Annotated in this window: 13 protein-coding genes; 6 read left to right on the forward strand and 7 right to left on the reverse strand. The window is 66.1% G+C overall.

What is annotated here, in order from left to right; all coding sequences use genetic code 11:
- Positions 1 to 10: 10 nt before the first annotated feature.
- From ACFQU0_RS18995 to ACFQU0_RS19015, 5 genes are all read left to right on the forward strand, one after another.
- Positions 11 to 457: an FKBP-type peptidyl-prolyl cis-trans isomerase gene (locus tag ACFQU0_RS18995; protein ID WP_382203347.1), complete on the forward strand. Its 447-nt coding sequence runs from the start codon at positions 11 to 13 to the stop codon at positions 455 to 457.
- Positions 457 to 1,377: a 4-hydroxy-3-methylbut-2-enyl diphosphate reductase gene (ispH, locus tag ACFQU0_RS19000; protein WP_382203349.1), complete on the forward strand. Its 921-nt coding sequence runs from the start codon at positions 457 to 459 to the stop codon at positions 1,375 to 1,377. The genes ACFQU0_RS18995 and ispH overlap by 1 nt, the downstream gene beginning before the upstream one ends.
- A 117-nt stretch (positions 1,378 to 1,494) precedes the next feature.
- Positions 1,495 to 2,799, forward strand: a complete 1,305-nt coding sequence (gene serS / locus ACFQU0_RS19005) for a serine--tRNA ligase (protein ID WP_382203351.1) — start codon at positions 1,495 to 1,497, stop codon at positions 2,797 to 2,799.
- A 43-nt stretch (positions 2,800 to 2,842) separates the two neighbouring features.
- A complete protein-coding gene (locus tag ACFQU0_RS19010) occupies positions 2,843 to 3,355 on the forward strand; it encodes an OmpA family protein (protein WP_382203353.1) in 513 nt (170 codons plus the stop codon).
- Positions 3,356 to 3,472: 117 nt separating this feature from the next.
- Entirely contained in the window at positions 3,473 to 4,237 is a 765-nt protein-coding gene (locus ACFQU0_RS19015) for a DUF4395 domain-containing protein (RefSeq protein WP_382203355.1), read from the forward strand.
- Positions 4,238 to 4,261: 24 nt separating this feature from the next.
- Here ACFQU0_RS19015 and ACFQU0_RS19020 read toward each other — a convergent pair whose 3' ends face one another.
- Positions 4,262 to 5,221 (reverse strand): MBL fold metallo-hydrolase, encoded by a 960-nt coding sequence (locus ACFQU0_RS19020; protein WP_382203357.1) that lies wholly within the window; start codon positions 5,219 to 5,221, stop codon positions 4,262 to 4,264.
- Between the two features lie 105 nt (positions 5,222 to 5,326).
- On the opposite strand from ACFQU0_RS19020, the gene ACFQU0_RS19025 reads away from it, so the two are divergent.
- Positions 5,327 to 8,704 carry a bifunctional diguanylate cyclase/phosphodiesterase gene (locus ACFQU0_RS19025; protein ID WP_382203359.1) on the forward strand — a complete coding sequence of 1,126 codons (3,378 nt, stop codon included), beginning with the start codon at positions 5,327 to 5,329 and terminating at the stop codon, positions 8,702 to 8,704.
- A gap of 20 nt (positions 8,705 to 8,724) precedes the next feature.
- Here ACFQU0_RS19025 and ACFQU0_RS19030 read toward each other — a convergent pair whose 3' ends face one another.
- The 6 genes from ACFQU0_RS19030 to ACFQU0_RS19055 all read right to left on the reverse strand — a co-directional run bounded on the left by ACFQU0_RS19030 (position 8,725) and on the right by ACFQU0_RS19055 (position 14,540).
- Complete coding sequence (locus tag ACFQU0_RS19030; RefSeq protein ID WP_382203361.1) at positions 8,725 to 9,219, reverse strand: Dps family protein; 495 nt, start codon at positions 9,217 to 9,219, stop codon at positions 8,725 to 8,727.
- Between the two features lie 42 nt (positions 9,220 to 9,261).
- Entirely contained in the window at positions 9,262 to 9,984 is a 723-nt protein-coding gene (locus ACFQU0_RS19035; protein ID WP_382203363.1) for an ABC transporter ATP-binding protein, read from the reverse strand.
- Positions 9,981 to 11,171 carry an ABC transporter permease gene (locus tag ACFQU0_RS19040; protein ID WP_382203365.1) on the reverse strand — a complete coding sequence of 397 codons (1,191 nt, stop codon included), beginning with the start codon at positions 11,169 to 11,171 and terminating at the stop codon, positions 9,981 to 9,983. The genes ACFQU0_RS19035 and ACFQU0_RS19040 overlap by 4 nt, the downstream gene beginning before the upstream one ends.
- Positions 11,168 to 12,376 (reverse strand): efflux RND transporter periplasmic adaptor subunit, encoded by a 1,209-nt coding sequence (locus tag ACFQU0_RS19045; protein WP_382203367.1) that lies wholly within the window; start codon positions 12,374 to 12,376, stop codon positions 11,168 to 11,170. The genes ACFQU0_RS19040 and ACFQU0_RS19045 overlap by 4 nt, the downstream gene beginning before the upstream one ends.
- Positions 12,377 to 12,615: 239 nt before the next feature.
- A complete protein-coding gene (locus ACFQU0_RS19050; protein WP_382203369.1) occupies positions 12,616 to 13,800 on the reverse strand; it encodes a YbfB/YjiJ family MFS transporter in 1,185 nt (394 codons plus the stop codon).
- Positions 13,797 to 14,540 carry a GntR family transcriptional regulator gene (locus ACFQU0_RS19055; protein WP_382203371.1) on the reverse strand — a complete coding sequence of 248 codons (744 nt, stop codon included), beginning with the start codon at positions 14,538 to 14,540 and terminating at the stop codon, positions 13,797 to 13,799. The genes ACFQU0_RS19050 and ACFQU0_RS19055 overlap by 4 nt, the downstream gene beginning before the upstream one ends.
- Positions 14,541 to 14,696 lie beyond the last annotated feature (156 nt).

Consider the following 14,696-nt stretch of genomic DNA (forward strand, 5'->3'; position numbering starts at 1 on the left):
CGCCCCCACCATGCCCCAAGTCGATTCCGCCTCGTTTCTCACCCTCCACTATCGGCTGTCGGGGCCGGACGGGCGTGCCTTCATCACCACCTTTGACGGCCCGCCGGCCACGCTGAGCCTGGGCATGGGCGAGCTGTCGCCGGCCATCGAACAGCGCCTGCTGGGCCTGGAAGAAGGCACCCACACCACCTTCGAGTTGCCCGCTGGCGAGGCCTTTGGCGAGCGCCAGCCCGAGATGGTGCAGTGGGTGGCGCGCAAGCTGCTGAACGAGCTGGGCGACCCGCTGGAGCAGTACGCCGTGGGCGACGTGGTGCAGTTCCCCACGCCCAATGGCCTGGGCCAGTACGCCGGCACGGCGGTGGAGGTGCGCGAAGATGGCGCGGTGCGTTTCGACTTCAACCACCCGCTGGCCGGCCAGCCGGTGTCGTTTGAAGTGCAATTGATCGGGGTGCTGTGATGGAGATCACCCTCGCCGAGCCACGCGGTTTTTGCGCCGGTGTGGACCGCGCCATTGAAATCGTGGAGCGCGCGCTGGAAAAGTTTGGCGCGCCCATCTACGTGCGCCACGAGATCGTGCACAACACCCACGTGGTCAACGACCTCAAGGCCCGTGGCGCCATCTTCATTGAAGAGCTGAGCGACGTGCCACCCGGCGCCACGCTGATCTTCAGCGCCCACGGTGTGAGCAAAGCGGTGCAGAACGAAGCCGCCGCGCGCGGCTTCCAGGTGTTTGACGCCACCTGCCCGCTGGTGACCAAGGTGCACGTGGAGGTGGCCAAGCTCGCCAAAGAGGGCTATGAGTTCATCATGGTCGGCCACAAGGGCCACCCCGAGGTGGAGGGCACCATGGGGCAGCTCGACCAAGGCATTCATCTGGTGGAAGACGTGGCCGACGTGGCCCGCGTGGCGCCGCGTCAGACCCAGAAGCTGGCCGTGGTGACGCAGACCACACTGAGCGTGGACGATGCCGCCGAGATCACCGCCGCCGTGCGCGCGCGTTTCCCGCAGGTGCGCGAGCCCAAGCAGCAGGACATCTGCTACGCCACCCAGAACCGGCAGGACGCGGTGAAGCTGCTCAGCGCCCAGGTGGACACCGTGGTGGTGGTGGGCAGCCCCACCAGCAGCAACACCAACCGCCTGCGCGAACTGGCCGACCGCCTGGGCGTGCCCGCCTACATGGTGGAAGACGCCACGGAACTCAAGTCTGAGTGGTTTGTGGGCACCACCCGCGTGGGCCTGACCGCTGGCGCCTCCGCACCCGAGAGCCTGGTGCAAGGCGTGGTGACGCGCCTCAAGCAGCTGGGGGCGGTGTCGGTCCGCACCCTGGCCGGCGCCGAAGAAACCATGAAATTCCCCTTGCCCAAAGGCCTGAAATAGCCCACCCCCGAAGCGGCTGACGCCGCCACCCCCTCAAGGGGGCGACACCAGCCGTCCAGCAAAGCCGGGCCGGCGGTGTCCCCCGATGGAACCCAGCCGCTTGCCTACAATTTCGCCATGCTAGACATCACCCTGCTTCGCAAAGACCTCGACCAGGTGGTCGCCCGCCTGCTGACCCGCAAGAACCCCCAGGCCTTTCTGGACGTGGAGGCCTTCCGTGCCCTGGAGGGCGAGCGCAAGACGCTGCAGACCCGCACCGAAGAGCTGCAGAGCCAGCGCAACAGCCTCTCCAAGCAGATTGGCCAGCTCAAGGCCAAGGGCGAAAGTGTGGACGGTGTGATGGCGCAGGTGGCGTCCATCAAGGACGAGCTGGAACGTTCGGCCGCGCGTCTGGAGGTCATCCAGGCCGAGCTGCACACCCTGTTGCTGGCCGTGCCCAACCTGCCCCACGAGAGCGTGCCGGTGGGCAGCGACGAAAGTGGCAACGTGGAACTGCGCCGCTGGGGCACACCACGCACCTTTGACTTCCCTGTCAAAGACCACGTGGACCTGGGCGAGCGCCTGGGCCTGGACTTCGAAACCGGCACCAAGCTGGCCGGCTCGCGCTTCACCTTCATGCGCGGCCCCATCGCCCGCCTGCACCGCGCCCTGGCCGCCTTCATGCTCGACATCCAGACCCGCGAACACGGTTACACGGAGTGCTACACGCCCTACGTGGTCAATGCCGACACCTTGCGCGGCACCGGCCAGCTGCCCAAGTTCGAGGGCGACCTGTTTGCCGTCAAAAAGGGGGGGCAAGACGGCGAACCCGTGCCCGACACCCAGGCGCTCTACCTCATTCCCACCTCGGAAGTGACGCTGACCAACGTGGTGCGCGACGAGATCGTGGCCGAAGCCGACCTGCCCATCAAGCTCACCGCGCACACGCCGTGTTTCCGCTCCGAGGCCGGCAGCGCCGGGCGAGACACGCGCGGCATGATCCGCCAGCACCAGTTCGACAAGGTCGAGATGGTGCAGATCGTGCATCCTGAAAAGAGCTACGAAGCGCTGGAAGAAATGACCGGCCACGCCGAGGCCGTGCTGCAGCGCCTGGGCCTGCCCTACCGCGTGTTGGCCCTGTGCACCGGCGACATGGGGTTTGGCGCCACCCGCACGCACGACTTGGAGGTGTGGGTGCCGGCACAGAACGCCTACCGCGAGATCAGCTCGGTGAGCAACTGCGAAGCCTTCCAGGCGCGCCGCCTGCAAGCCCGCTTCAAGAACGCACAAGGCAAGAACGAGTTGGTGCACACCTTGAACGGCTCCGGCCTGGCCGTGGGCCGCACCTTGGTGGCGGTGTTGGAGAACTACCAACGCGCCGATGGCCGCATCGACGTGCCAGCGGCACTGCAGCCCTACTTGGATGGCGTGGACGTCCTTTGAGCACCCTTTAAAATCCCGGGTTTTCCCCAAGGAGCATTTTTGTATGGCATCGCAAGAAGTCGAAGTTGAACAACGTGTGGTCGCCGTGGTGGTGATCGCCGCCATCCTGCTGGCCGTGGGCCTGGCGCTGGGTTTTGGCATCCACAAGTCGCGCCCCAAGGCCGCACCCGCACCCGCCGCTGTCGCCGCAGCGCCCTCTGCCGATGCCTCCGCCGATGCCGCCCGTGTGGTGGTTGAAGGGGGTGTGGTCAAGTTCTTCTTCGCCACCGGCAAGGCCGATCTGGCGGTGGACCTGTCGGCCGACGTGCAAGCTGCCCTGAACGACGCCGCTGCCGCCGCCAAGGCCGGCAAGAAGCTGGTGGTCTCGGGCTTTCACGACAGCACCGGCGACGCCGCTGTGAACGCCGAGCTGGCCAAGCAGCGCGCCCTGACCGTGCAGGCCGTGCTGGTCAACCTGGGTGCGGATGCCGCAGCGATTGAACTGAAGAAGCCCGAAGAAATGTTGGGCGGCACCGACAACGCTCAGGCCCGCCGCGTTGAGGTGGTGGTGCAGTAAGCCAAGCGCCTCTTTTTCACGTTCAAAAGCCCGGCTCGCCGGGCTTTTGTTTTGGGGACTGCTGGCCTTCGGTGGGGCACAGCGGTACCATTCGCCTCTTAATATAAGGGAATAAGCATGAATAGCATCCTGGCGTTTGGTGAACAGGTGGATGGCTACCCGGTGCGTGTGGTCAACGAAAGGGCGGTGCGCGCCGCCGCCGGGCTGCTGTTTTTTCCGGCCGTGTTGTCCTTCATGCACTCGTTCCTGCTGGGCAACTTCCAGTACACGCGGCTGTTCATCATCGTCTTCCTGATCGACATGGCGTCGCGCCAGTTGAACCCGCGCTGGGCGCCCAGCATGATCGTGGGCGGCTGGATCGTGCGCCACCAGGCGCCCGAGTGGGTGGGCGCGCCACAGAAGCGTTTTGCCTGGGGCCTGGGCCTGCTGCTGGGGCTGGCCATGCTCTACCTGATGGTGTTCAACCGCTACATGGGTCCGCTCAACATGCTGATCTGTGGCAGTTGCCTGCTGCTGATGTTTTTTGAAACCGCCTTTGGCATCTGCCTGGGTTGCAAGCTCTACAACCTGTTTCACCACGAGCAGGCGCAGTTGTGCCCCGGCGGCGTGTGTGAGGTGCCGGCGCAGCGGGTGCCTGGCCTGCGGCCGGCACAGCTCGCCAGCCTGGCGGCGTTTGTGGTGGTCACCGTGCTGGCAGCGCGCTGGGTGCAGGCCACTGGGCCGCTGGCCGGTTTTGACGACATGGCCACGGTCGAAGAGATGGGCCTGTCGGCCACCTCAGGCAAGCCCGGCGCAGCCGATGAGGGGCGCTGCAAGGTGCCGGATTTCGCCAAGGCCATTGGCCACGAGGACTTGTGGAAGAAGCACAACGGCTGCAGCTGAGTCCCACGAAGCAGGCCTGACGGTTCACTCCATTTCCATTTCCAGATAGGTGCGGTTGACCAACTGCGGCAGCCACACGTCCACATGCTGCAGGTGCTTGAAGGGCGCCGCATCAAAGGTTTTCACGGCCGTGGCCAGGTCGGTGCCAGCCTCCACCGCCCGGCCCGCGTGGGCGCGCAAGGCCTTGAGCAAAGCCCCGGTGTCTGCGTGGGCCTGCGCCAGTGTGGTCACGCGGCCGTGCCCGGGCACCACCACGCTGGGCTGCAAGGTCTCCAGCGCCTCAAAGCTTTTGACCCAGGTGCGGGTTTTGCTCACCGGGTGCAGGCCCAGGATGCGGTCCACATACACCACGTCGCCGGTGAACACCACACCGCTCTGGGGCAGCCAGACCAGCACGTCGCCCGGCGTGTGACCGCCGCCCCGGTGCAACACCTGCACCGTGACCCCACCGAGCGTGAGCGTGGTGTCAGGCTCGCGCAGCCAGCGGGTGGGCAACACCACCTCGGTGCCCGCCATCTTGTCTTTGAGCACCGGCGCGTTGGCCTGCAATTGCTCGGGGCCACGCGCCTTCATGTCGGCCTCGGCGCTGGCGTGGGCTATCAGCTCGGCGCCCTGGGCCTTGAAGAAGCCATTGCCCAGCCATCGGTGGTCTTGCCCGCCGGTGTTGATGACCCATTTGATGGGGAGAGGCGTCACTTGTTTCACCGCCTCGGCGATCTGCCTGGCGCCCTGAAAACTGGCACCACTGTCGATCAGCAGCGCGCCGCCCGGCGTGACCACCAGGCCGAAGTTGGCGTTGAGCGCCTCGTTTTCGTGGGTGCGGCCTTCGGTGTCGCCCACGTAGGCGTACACATGGGGAGCCACGGGCAGAAATCGGATCTCCAGTGCCCAGCCCGACCCAGGCAGGCAGGCGGCCAGGCCCACGGCGCACAACAGCCGCTGGCGGGCGGCCAGGGCGTGTTGCCAGAATCGCTTGAAAAACATGTCTTGTCTCCTGTCGGTCGGCGCGCATCGCCTTACCCGGGGGAGTAAGTATGGAATGGGTTTGCCATCTTGACGCACAATGCCCGTCGAGAAGTGTTAAAAATCATGTTCCACCCCTCGCACCACTCCGAATCTCGACTGTTGCGCGTGTGGCTGCTGGTGTTGCTGGCAGGCCTCATTCTGGTGTTGTGGCTGCCAGCGCCGGATGCTGCGCGTGGCCTGGCCGGCTACGTGCCCCTGCACACCACGCTGGAGGTGTTGGCCATGGCGGTGGCGGCCATGGTGTTTGGCACCTCCTGGGCCACGCAGCGCTACCGCGTCGATGGCCGCGCGGTCGTGTTGGGGGTGGCGTTTCTGGGCGTGGGCTTGCTCGATCTGGCGCACACCCTGTCCTACGAGGGCATGCCCGATTTCGTCACGCCCAGCGGTTCGGAAAAGGCCATCAACTTCTGGCTGGCGGCGCGGGCCCTGGCGGCGGCCAGCATGTTGCTCGTCGCCTTCTGGCCCCGGCCTTGGGGGCGGTGGCTGGATCGCCTCTCGCGCCACGCGGCCCTGGCGGGGGTGCTGGCGCTGGTGCTGCTGGTGCACTGGCTGGTGTTGTTTCATCCCCAGCTCTTGCCGCGCACCTTTGTGCCAGGCTCGGGCCTCACGCCTTTCAAGCTGGCTTTCGAGTACGGGCTGATCGCTGCCTATGGGCTGGCGGGCCTGGGCTACCTGCACCATCTTCGCCAGGCGCGGGCGTTTGGTGCGGCCCCCTTGGCGGCGGCGGCCTTCACCATGGCCATGAGCGAGTTTTTTTTCACGCGCTATGCCAACGTCACCGACATCTACAACCTGCTGGGCCACGTGTACAAGGTGTTGGCCTACGGCTTTTTGTACCGGGCCTTGTTTGTCGAATCGGTGCAAAGCCCGTTCCAGGCACTGCAGGCAGCGCAGGCCCGCCAGCAGGCCACGTTGGACACCTTGCCCGATCTGCTGTTCGAGATCGACGACAACGGCGTGTACCAATCGGTGCACGCCACCGAAACCGACAAGCTGGCCGCACCCGTCGTTGAGCTGGTGGGCCGCAACATCCGTGAGGTGCTTCCCCCCGATGCGGTGGCGCAATGCCACGCCGCCATGGCCGAGGCACGGCGCGACGGCGTGTCACGTGGCAAACGCCTGCAGCTGGTGGTGCCCGACGGTGTGCGCCATTTCGAGCTGTCGGTGGCGCGGGCGTCGGATGGGGTTGGCGGCGGGGGCGCTCATTTTCTGGTCCTGTCGCGCGACGTGACGCAGGCGGTGCGGCAAGAGCAGCAATTGCGGTTCGAGGCCGAGCTCAATGCCGCACTGCTCGACCTGGAAACCTACACCGAAGGCGATGACGAAAGCGATGTGCTGCGCCGTGGTGCCCGGCAAGCCAAACGCCTCACCGGCAGCGGCCTGGCGTTCGTCTACCTGGTGCATGAAAACCAGCAGGACACCGAACTGGCGGCGTGGGTTCGCCGCAGCGGTCCCAACGGTCCGCAGCTGAGCCTGGGCGAGCCTGAGCCGCCGCCGCCACTGGTGCTCGACCGCAGTGCAGGCTGGCTGGGCGCGCTGCACCTGCGCGAACCCGTGGTCGGGCCAGGCCAACCCAAGGGGTCCCATCCCGCCCAGACAGGCGATGGGACGCCGCGTGGGGTGGGCTTTGCCAGCGTGCCGGTGGTCGATGGCGGTCTGGTGCGCCTGCTGCTGGTGGTCAGCGACGGCCCTGCGGCGTACGACGCGTCTGCCGTGCAGGCCTTGCGCATGCTGGCGGCCACGCTGTGGAACCTGGTCAAGCGGCGGCGGCAGGACGCGGTCATCCACCAGCTGTCGGAGGCGCTGGACCAGAGCCCCTACCCGGTGGTCATCACCGACGCCGATGTGTGCATCCAGTACGCCAACCGCGCCTTCGGCGAGGTCAGCGGCTACGCGCCCGCCGAGGTGCTGGGCCACAACCCGCGCCTGCTGCAGTCTGGCCAGACACCCAGCAGCACCTATGCCGACATGTGGCGCCACCTGAGCCAGGATCAGCCCTGGCAAGGCGAGTTCATCAACCAGCGCAAGGATGGCCAGGTGTACGTGGAGCGGGCCGTGGTCTATCCCATCCGCGACGGCGCGGGCCGGCTCTCGCACTACGTGGCCCACAAGGAAGACGTGACCTTGCGCAAATCGGCCGAAGAGCGGCTGCGACAACTCTCCGAGTTCGACGCCTTGACCGGCTTGCTGAACAAGAAGGCCTTTGACGAACGGCTGAGGCAGGCGGTGGCACAGGCCGACCAGCACCAAGGGCAGGTCGCGCTGTTGTGGTTCGATCTGGACAACTTCAAGTCCGTCAACGACTCGTTGGGACACAGCGCGGGCGACGAGTTGTTGCTCGCCTACTCCCAGCGCCTGCGCGCCTTGTTTGGCCCGCCCTTTGCACTTGGGCGTTACTCGGGCGACACCTTTGTGGCCATCGTGCCCGACACCGAACAGTCGGCGGTGGCCTTGCTGGCGCAGGAGGCGCTGAGCCGGCTGCAAAGCCCGGTGACCACCCAGGGCAGCGCGTTGGCCCTGAGTGCGTCCGCCGGCATCGCGATGTACCCGGGCGACGCGCCCGGCGCCAGCCTGCTGGCTGCGGCGGCCGAAACCGCCATGTACCGCGTCAAGGAAGAGGGGCGCAACGGTTTCCGCTTTTTTGCGCCCGACATGCAGGCCCACACCCAGCGCTCGCTGGCTTTGGCGGCCGAACTGCGCCAGGCGGCGTCGCGGGGCGAACTGCACCTGGTGTTTCAGCCGCAGTGCGCCTTGGGCAGCCGACACATGGTGGGCGCCGAGGCCCTGTTGCGCTGGCAGCACCCCACTTGGGGCGCCGTGTCACCCGGCGAATTCATTCCGCTGGCCGAGCAGACCGGCGTCATCGTGGACATTGGACTGTGGGTGGTGGAGCAGGTGGTGCTCAAGCTGCGCGACTGGCTCGACGCCGGCCTGCCCGTGGGCTGTGTGGCCATCAACGTGTCGGCCATCCAGTTTGCGCAGCCTGACCTGGTCGAGCGCCTGCTGGGCGTGTTGCAGCAGCATGGTGTGAGCACCGACCACGTGGAGATCGAGCTGACCGAGGCCGTGGCCCTGCGCGATCCGGCCGGTGCGGGCATCAAGATTCAGCACCTCAAGGACGCGGGCTTCCGTGTTTCCATCGACGACTTCGGCACTGGGTACTCATCCATGAGCTACCTCAAGCGCTACGCGCTGGACAAACTCAAGATCGACCAGTCCTTCATCCGCGATCTGGCCCACGACGCGGGTGACCAGGCCATCGTCACCGCCATCGTCAAGATGGCGCACAGCCTGGGCCTGAGCACCATCGCCGAAGGGGTGGAAACCGCCGAGCAGCAGGCCTTTCTGGAGGCTGTCGGGTGCGACGAAATCCAGGGTTACTTGTACAGCCGCCCCATCGAGGCAACGGCTTTTGAGGCCTTTGTGCGCGCGCAGGCCTGACCGCAGCCAGGCCCAACGCCTCATTCTTCGAGCAAGCTGCGCAACATCCACGCGGTTTTTTCGTGCACGTCGATGCGCTGCGTCAGCACATCGGCGGTGGGCTGGTCGTTGGCGGCATCCACCACCGGGAACAGCTTGCGCGCGGTGCGGGCGGTGGCCTCCTGGGCGGCCACGAGATGGCGCACCATGTCATTGGCCTTGGGCACGCCCTCCACCTCCTTGATGCTGGCCAGACGCACAAACTCCTTGTAGGTGCCGGGCGCCGGGAAACCCAGCGCACGGATGCGCTCGGCAATGATGTCCAGCGCGTTCCACTGCTCGGTGTATTGGCCCATGAACATGGTGTGCAGGCTGTTGAACTGCGGACCGGTCACGTTCCAGTGGAAGTTGTGTGTCATCAGGTACAGCGTGTAGCTGTCGGCCAGCAGCGCAGACAAACCGTGGGCGATTTTTTTGCGGTCGGTGTCGCTGATGCCGATGTCGATGGCGGGTGCGGAAGGGGCTTTTTTGGCCATGTGACGCTCCTTGTGGTGGGGGTGAAAAATGCGATCGAACGATCATGCCACCGCCCGGCCTTCGCCTGCTTCCTCCACCGTCTGGCCGTCGCGGATGTGGTAGATGCGCTTGAAGGTGGGGATGATTTTTTCGTCGTGCGTGACCACGATGATGGCGGTGTGGGCCTGCTGCGCCATCTGGTTGAGGATGCGCACCACGGCCAGGGCACGTTCGCTGTCCAGCGGCGCGGTGGGCTCATCGGCCAGGATGACGGGCGGCCGGTTGGCCAGGGCGCGTGCGATGGACACCCGTTGCTGTTCGCCGCCCGAGAGCTGCCCCGGCTGCGCGTGGGCACGGTGCGCCACGTCCAGCGCCTGCAGCAGATCCAACGCACGCGCGCGGGCCTGTGCATTGGGTTGGCCCGAGAGCATGGGCAACAGGGCCACGTTGTCGGTCACGTCCAGAAACGGAATCAGGTACGGCGCCTGGAACACAAAGCCTATCTGGTCCCGGCGCAGGGCGCGCAGGTCGGGCACGGTCCAGGCGCCGTCGTAGATCACGCGCCCGCCCAGCGTCATGCGCCCACCGGTGGGCTCGATGATGGCGCCCAGGCATTTGAGCAGCGTGCTTTTGCCCGAGCCAGAGGGGCCCACCAGGCCCACCACCTCGCCGGGGCGCACGTGCATGTTGACGTCCTTGAGCGCGGTGACGGCGGTGTCGCCGCTGCCATAGACCTTGCGCAGGCCTTCGATGAGGATGCCCCCTGCCTGTGTTGGGGTGCTCATCCGATGGCCTCGCCGGGATCGACCTTGAGCGCGATGCGAATGGCCAGGGTGCTGGCCAGCACACAAATGCCCAGCGTGACCAGCAGGCCGGTGATGGCGTCTTGTGTGAGCAGCAGCACAAATTTGGGAAAGGCCGGAGCCCACAGCGTGGCCGCGAGCTTACCCACAACAAAGCCGATCAGTCCCAGACCCAGTGCCTGCTGCAGGATCATGCCGGCGATGGTGCGGTCGCGCGTGCCGATGAGCTTGAGCACCGCGATCTCGCGCAGCTTGCCCATGGTCATGGTGTAGATGATGAAGGCCACGATGGCGGCACTGACCACCGCTAGGATGGCCAGGAACATGCCGATTTGTTTGGCCGAGTTGGCGATCAACTTGGCCACCAGGATGTCGTGCATTTGTTCGCGTGTGAACACCGACACATGTTTCCAGCGCCGCAGGCCGGCGGCCACCTCGTCGTGGCTGAAACCGGGGGCAACCTGCACGAGCACCGCGTTGACGCTGTGGCTGCTGGTCTGCAGGTTCTTCACCGCGTCCAGCAGGCCGGGCTGGCCGGGGCGGTTGAAGGTCGGGTTGGCCTCCAGGCGGCGGCGGTCGGCGATGATGGCGTCGTTGTCCTTTAAAAACTGCGCCTCTTGCGCATCCTTGAGCGGCACAAACACCATGGGGTCGCCGCCCGATGAGACGGCGCGCCGCGTCAGCCCCACCACGGTGAAATCGTGCCGGCGAATGCGCACCCGTTCGCCCACGGCAAAGCCGGTTTTGATGTCGGCCACCGCCTCATAGTGGCTGCGGTCGATGTGGCGCCCCGCCACCAGGTGGGTGGGGCCACCGGGGCCGGTGGCGTCAATGCCCACCACCATGGCGCGCACGTCGCGCTGGCCCTGGCGCACCTGCATGGTGAAGTAGGTGATGTTGGCGGCAGCGGCCACGCCGGGCAAACCGCGCACGGCGTGCACCACGTCGTCGCGCAGGCTGGACGATTCGGCGTAGGGGCCTTGGGTGGCCTGCTGCACCACCCACAGGTCGGCACCGCTGTTGGCCAGCAAGGCCTCGGCGTCGTCCACCATGCCCCGGTACACGCCCGCCATGGTCAGCGTCACGCCGATCAACAGGCCCAGGCCCATGCCGGTCAGCACAAAACGTTTCCAGCTGTGCTGGAGGTCGCGGCCAGCCAGGCTGATCATGGTGCGGATTCGCTGGTGATGAGGCTGCCCACGGTGCGGATGCGCACATCGGGGGCCAGCGCGCGCTGGCTGTGTACCACCACCGAATCGCCTGTTGCCAATGGCAACGCGGTGTCTGCTGCTTGCAGCAGCACCTGGCCATCGGCCCCGCGCGCCAGCACGCGCACTGGCACAAATTGGGCCTGCCCACCGTGCAGGCGCCACACGCCACGGTGGCCTTGCCAGCTCTGCACACTCGCGCTGGGCACACGCAGACCCACAGGTGTGGCCGGCAGCAAGAACGTGACCTCGGCCATCTCGCCGATGGAGGCGCCGGCCGGCACGGCGTCAAAGGCCACCTGAATGAGGCGCTCTTCGGTCACGCTGTCGGCCAGCCATTCGAGACGGGCCACCCGCCCCGCGTGAGGCTGTTGGGGTTGCGAGCGCAACACCACTTCGGCGGGTGTGCCCACGTTCAGGCCGGCCGACTGGCCCTGGTCGATGCGCACACGCAGCCACAGCGAAGCCGGATCGATCAGCTTGAACACCGACTGGCCGGCCACCACGGTGGCGCCAGCCTCGCCCTCGCGTGCCACCACCACCGCATCGGCCGGGGCGCGCAGGCGCAGGCGCTCGCGTTGTGCTTGCAGGGCTGCGCGTTCGGCCTTCAGGCGCTGCGCGTCCTGCTGGCTGGCCTGCACGTTGGCGTCGGCCGAGGCCAGCGCGGCCTGCGCCGAACGCAGCTCCTGCTCGCGGCCCTCCAGCGCGCCGGTGCTGATGAACTGTTGCCGCGCCAGGTCGAGGTTGCGCTGGTGGTTGGCGCGCGCCAGCGCCAGCCGAGCGGTGGCATCGAGGGCCTGCGCCGCCGCCGCCTGCTGCTGGCTGGCGGCACGGGCCACGCTGGCGTCGAGCGCGCGCAAGCGTTCGTCAAAGTCCACCTGGTCCATTTCGGCCAGCACCTGGCCGGCTTGTACCCGGTCCCCCACGTCCACCGCCAGGCTGCGCAGGCGCGCGGTGGCGGTGGGCCCGATGGACCAGCTGCGCTGTGCCTCCACCGTGCCTATGCCCAAACGCTGCGGCGACACACTGCCCTCGTCCACCTTCCCCACCGTCACCTGAACGGGTGCCAGCGGCCCGGTGTGGGTGGCCACCCACCACGCAGCGCCCAGCAACAGCGCCGCCGCCAGGGCAGGCAGCAAGCGTTTTTTCCACGGAAAGGGTTTCATGGTTCGGACCAAGGGCGGGGCGGGAGGCCAGTATCGGTGGTGCACCGCCGTGAGCCGTTGACACGCGTCAATCTGTGGTGCCGAGTCGCATGCAATGCTGAAGATTGGGGCCAGAAAAATCAAAAATTCACGAACGAGTGCGTGAGGTCGAGCTGAAATCGAGCCTCACTCAGCGCTGAACTTTTCCAACTTCTTCTCGTTGAGTTTTGAATGTGCGAATAAACGCAAGATCTGTGCTCTCAACGCTGCGCACTGGCGACGAGGGCCGCGCACACCAGCAGCACCGGTCCGAGCCAGAGGCCAGCAGCGAGTTGTCCGGTGGCATCCGCGACCCACCCAGCAGCCAATGGCCCCAGTGCCTGGCCCAGTGAAAAAGTGGCCGTCAAGGCGCCAAGCGCACCCGGCAGTTGGCGCTCGGGCAACAAGCGCTGAGCGACGAGGCTCACCGCTGCGGGGCCCGCCATGAAACTGGCGCCAAAGACCACCGCCGAGAGTGCAAGTGCTGGCCAAGCCGATGACAGCAGCACGGGCACTGTGCCCACAGCGACACAGGCACAGACCAGCGCAAAACCCTGACCGTTGCGCAGCCGGGCCAGACCTTGGCCCCAAACGGATGTGGCCACGAGCGAGGCCAGGCCCAGTCCACAGAAAAACAGAGACGTGGCCAGGCTGCCGTGCCCTTGCTGACGCAACAGAGCGATGACGAACGTTGTGTAGCCGACGTAACCGGCACCAAAGAGCCCATTGGCGACCAGGATGGGCCACAAGTGGCGCAGACCACTTTTGCCAGGTGCCGCCGATGACCGCACTGCAACGCCTCTGAGCGATCGCGCCGCCAGGCCAGCAACGAACGCGGCGAGCAGGGCTGCGCCGCCCAGAATCACCCAGGCACTTTGCCAGCCTGATGCACTTGCATCGAGCCAATGTGGCAGCACGCTGCCAGCCAGCACCATCCCCAGTCCGGAGCCAGCGAAATAGAGCGTCAGGGCACTCGCTGGCCGCTGTGGCATGGCCTGTGTGGCCAGGGCGGTTCCGAGGACAAAAATGATGGCAGTGCTCACGCCGCCCAGCACACGCATCCACATGAACCAGTGCCACTGATGGAGCATGCCGCCCAGCAGCAGCGCCATGGCGCTGGCGAGCATGCTCAGGCCGAAGCACCGACTGGCGCCCCAGCGGTGTGCGAGGGGGGCAGCCGCCAATGCGCCCAGCAGGTATCCCATGCCGTTGGCCGTGTTCAGCGCACCCGCTTGCGACAGGCTCCAGCCGAGGTCGATTTGCATGGCGGGCAGCAGCAGGGCGTACGCAAACCGAGAAAAGCCCAGCGCCACCATAGGTGCAAGCGCCAGTGCCAAGACCTGAGAAAGACCGCGCCAGTCCGGGTTCATGGCGGCATCGCGGCGCACCTCGAGCGTGGTGCTCATGTCCCTGATCCGAACAGCCGCAACAGGTCGACGTCCGTGGACGGGGGGTCTCGCCGCAATTTGCGTTCGGCGCTTTGCAGGTGTTCGTCCATCAATTGGCAGGCGCGTTCGGCGTCGCCAGCAGCGATGGCGTCAAGAATGGCGTCGTGTTCCTCAAAAGAACACACGCTGCGCCCGGGGGCGTCGTACAAGGCTTTCATGAGCGAAGTGCGTGCCACCAGCGCGTTCATGATTTCCTGCAACTCATCGTTGCCCAGCGCGCGGGCGGCGGCCAGGTGGTATTCACCCGACAGGCGCAGCCAGCGCGAACGGTCGCCCTGGTGGTAGGCCTGGGCCTCGTCCTGTACCAGGCGGCGCAGGCCGGCGATGTCGCCGGGTTTGGCGCAGGCGCACAGGCGGCGCATCAGGCTGCCTTCGATCAGGCGACGCACCTCGAACACTTCGTGCATCTCGGTTTGGCTGGGCTGGGCCACCGAGGCGCCCCGGTTGTGCTGCAGCTCCACCACCTTCTCGTTGGCCAGGCGCACCAGCGCCCGCCGCAACAAAGAGCGGTTGACCCCAAAGGCCTCACACAAGGGCGTTTCCACCAGGCGGGTGCCAGGGGGAAGTTTTTGTGACAAAACAGCCTCAACAATCGCGTCGCGCACCCGCATTTCGTCCGCCAGTTCCTGCGAGAGGTTGGGGTCTTCTGGCGTGGAGACGGGGGTGATGGAAGGGGGTGTCTGTTTGGGGCGTGCCATGGAAAAGCCTGTGTTTCGAGGTGAATTGTGCCATGTGGGTGTTGACCGTCACAGTGCTCGGTCTTATTATTGCGAAACTTTAAAAAATTGTCACAATAATTCGAATGATCGACACGATGATAAAACTGAGGTCGTTCGGCTTGATGGACTTTTTCT

Origin of the sequence: Hydrogenophaga defluvii, assembly GCF_042665235.1 — a bacterium.
In the GTDB taxonomy this organism is placed as follows: Bacteria; Pseudomonadota; Gammaproteobacteria; order Burkholderiales; family Burkholderiaceae_C; genus Hydrogenophaga; species Hydrogenophaga defluvii_A.

Excerpts from the sequence above, each read along its gene's own strand:
- ACFQU0_RS18995 (WP_382203347.1), top strand. The coding sequence starts at position 11 with ATGCCCCAAGTCGATTCCGCCTCGTTTCTCACCCTCCACTATCGGCTG.
- ispH (WP_382203349.1), top strand. The coding sequence starts at position 457 with ATGGAGATCACCCTCGCCGAGCCACGCGGTTTTTGCGCCGGTGTGGAC.
- serS (WP_382203351.1), top strand. The coding sequence starts at position 1,495 with ATGCTAGACATCACCCTGCTTCGCAAAGACCTCGACCAGGTGGTCGCC.
- ACFQU0_RS19010 (WP_382203353.1), top strand. The coding sequence starts at position 2,843 with ATGGCATCGCAAGAAGTCGAAGTTGAACAACGTGTGGTCGCCGTGGTG.
- ACFQU0_RS19015 (WP_382203355.1), top strand. The coding sequence starts at position 3,473 with ATGAATAGCATCCTGGCGTTTGGTGAACAGGTGGATGGCTACCCGGTG.
- ACFQU0_RS19020 (WP_382203357.1), bottom strand. The coding sequence starts at position 5,221 with ATGTTTTTCAAGCGATTCTGGCAACACGCCCTGGCCGCCCGCCAGCGG.
- ACFQU0_RS19025 (WP_382203359.1), top strand. The coding sequence starts at position 5,327 with ATGTTCCACCCCTCGCACCACTCCGAATCTCGACTGTTGCGCGTGTGG.
- ACFQU0_RS19030 (WP_382203361.1), bottom strand. The coding sequence starts at position 9,219 with ATGGCCAAAAAAGCCCCTTCCGCACCCGCCATCGACATCGGCATCAGC.
- ACFQU0_RS19035 (WP_382203363.1), bottom strand. The coding sequence starts at position 9,984 with ATGAGCACCCCAACACAGGCAGGGGGCATCCTCATCGAAGGCCTGCGC.
- ACFQU0_RS19040 (WP_382203365.1), bottom strand. The coding sequence starts at position 11,171 with ATGATCAGCCTGGCTGGCCGCGACCTCCAGCACAGCTGGAAACGTTTT.
- ACFQU0_RS19045 (WP_382203367.1), bottom strand. The coding sequence starts at position 12,376 with ATGAAACCCTTTCCGTGGAAAAAACGCTTGCTGCCTGCCCTGGCGGCG.
- ACFQU0_RS19050 (WP_382203369.1), bottom strand. The coding sequence starts at position 13,800 with ATGAGCACCACGCTCGAGGTGCGCCGCGATGCCGCCATGAACCCGGAC.
- ACFQU0_RS19055 (WP_382203371.1), bottom strand. The coding sequence starts at position 14,540 with ATGGCACGCCCCAAACAGACACCCCCTTCCATCACCCCCGTCTCCACG.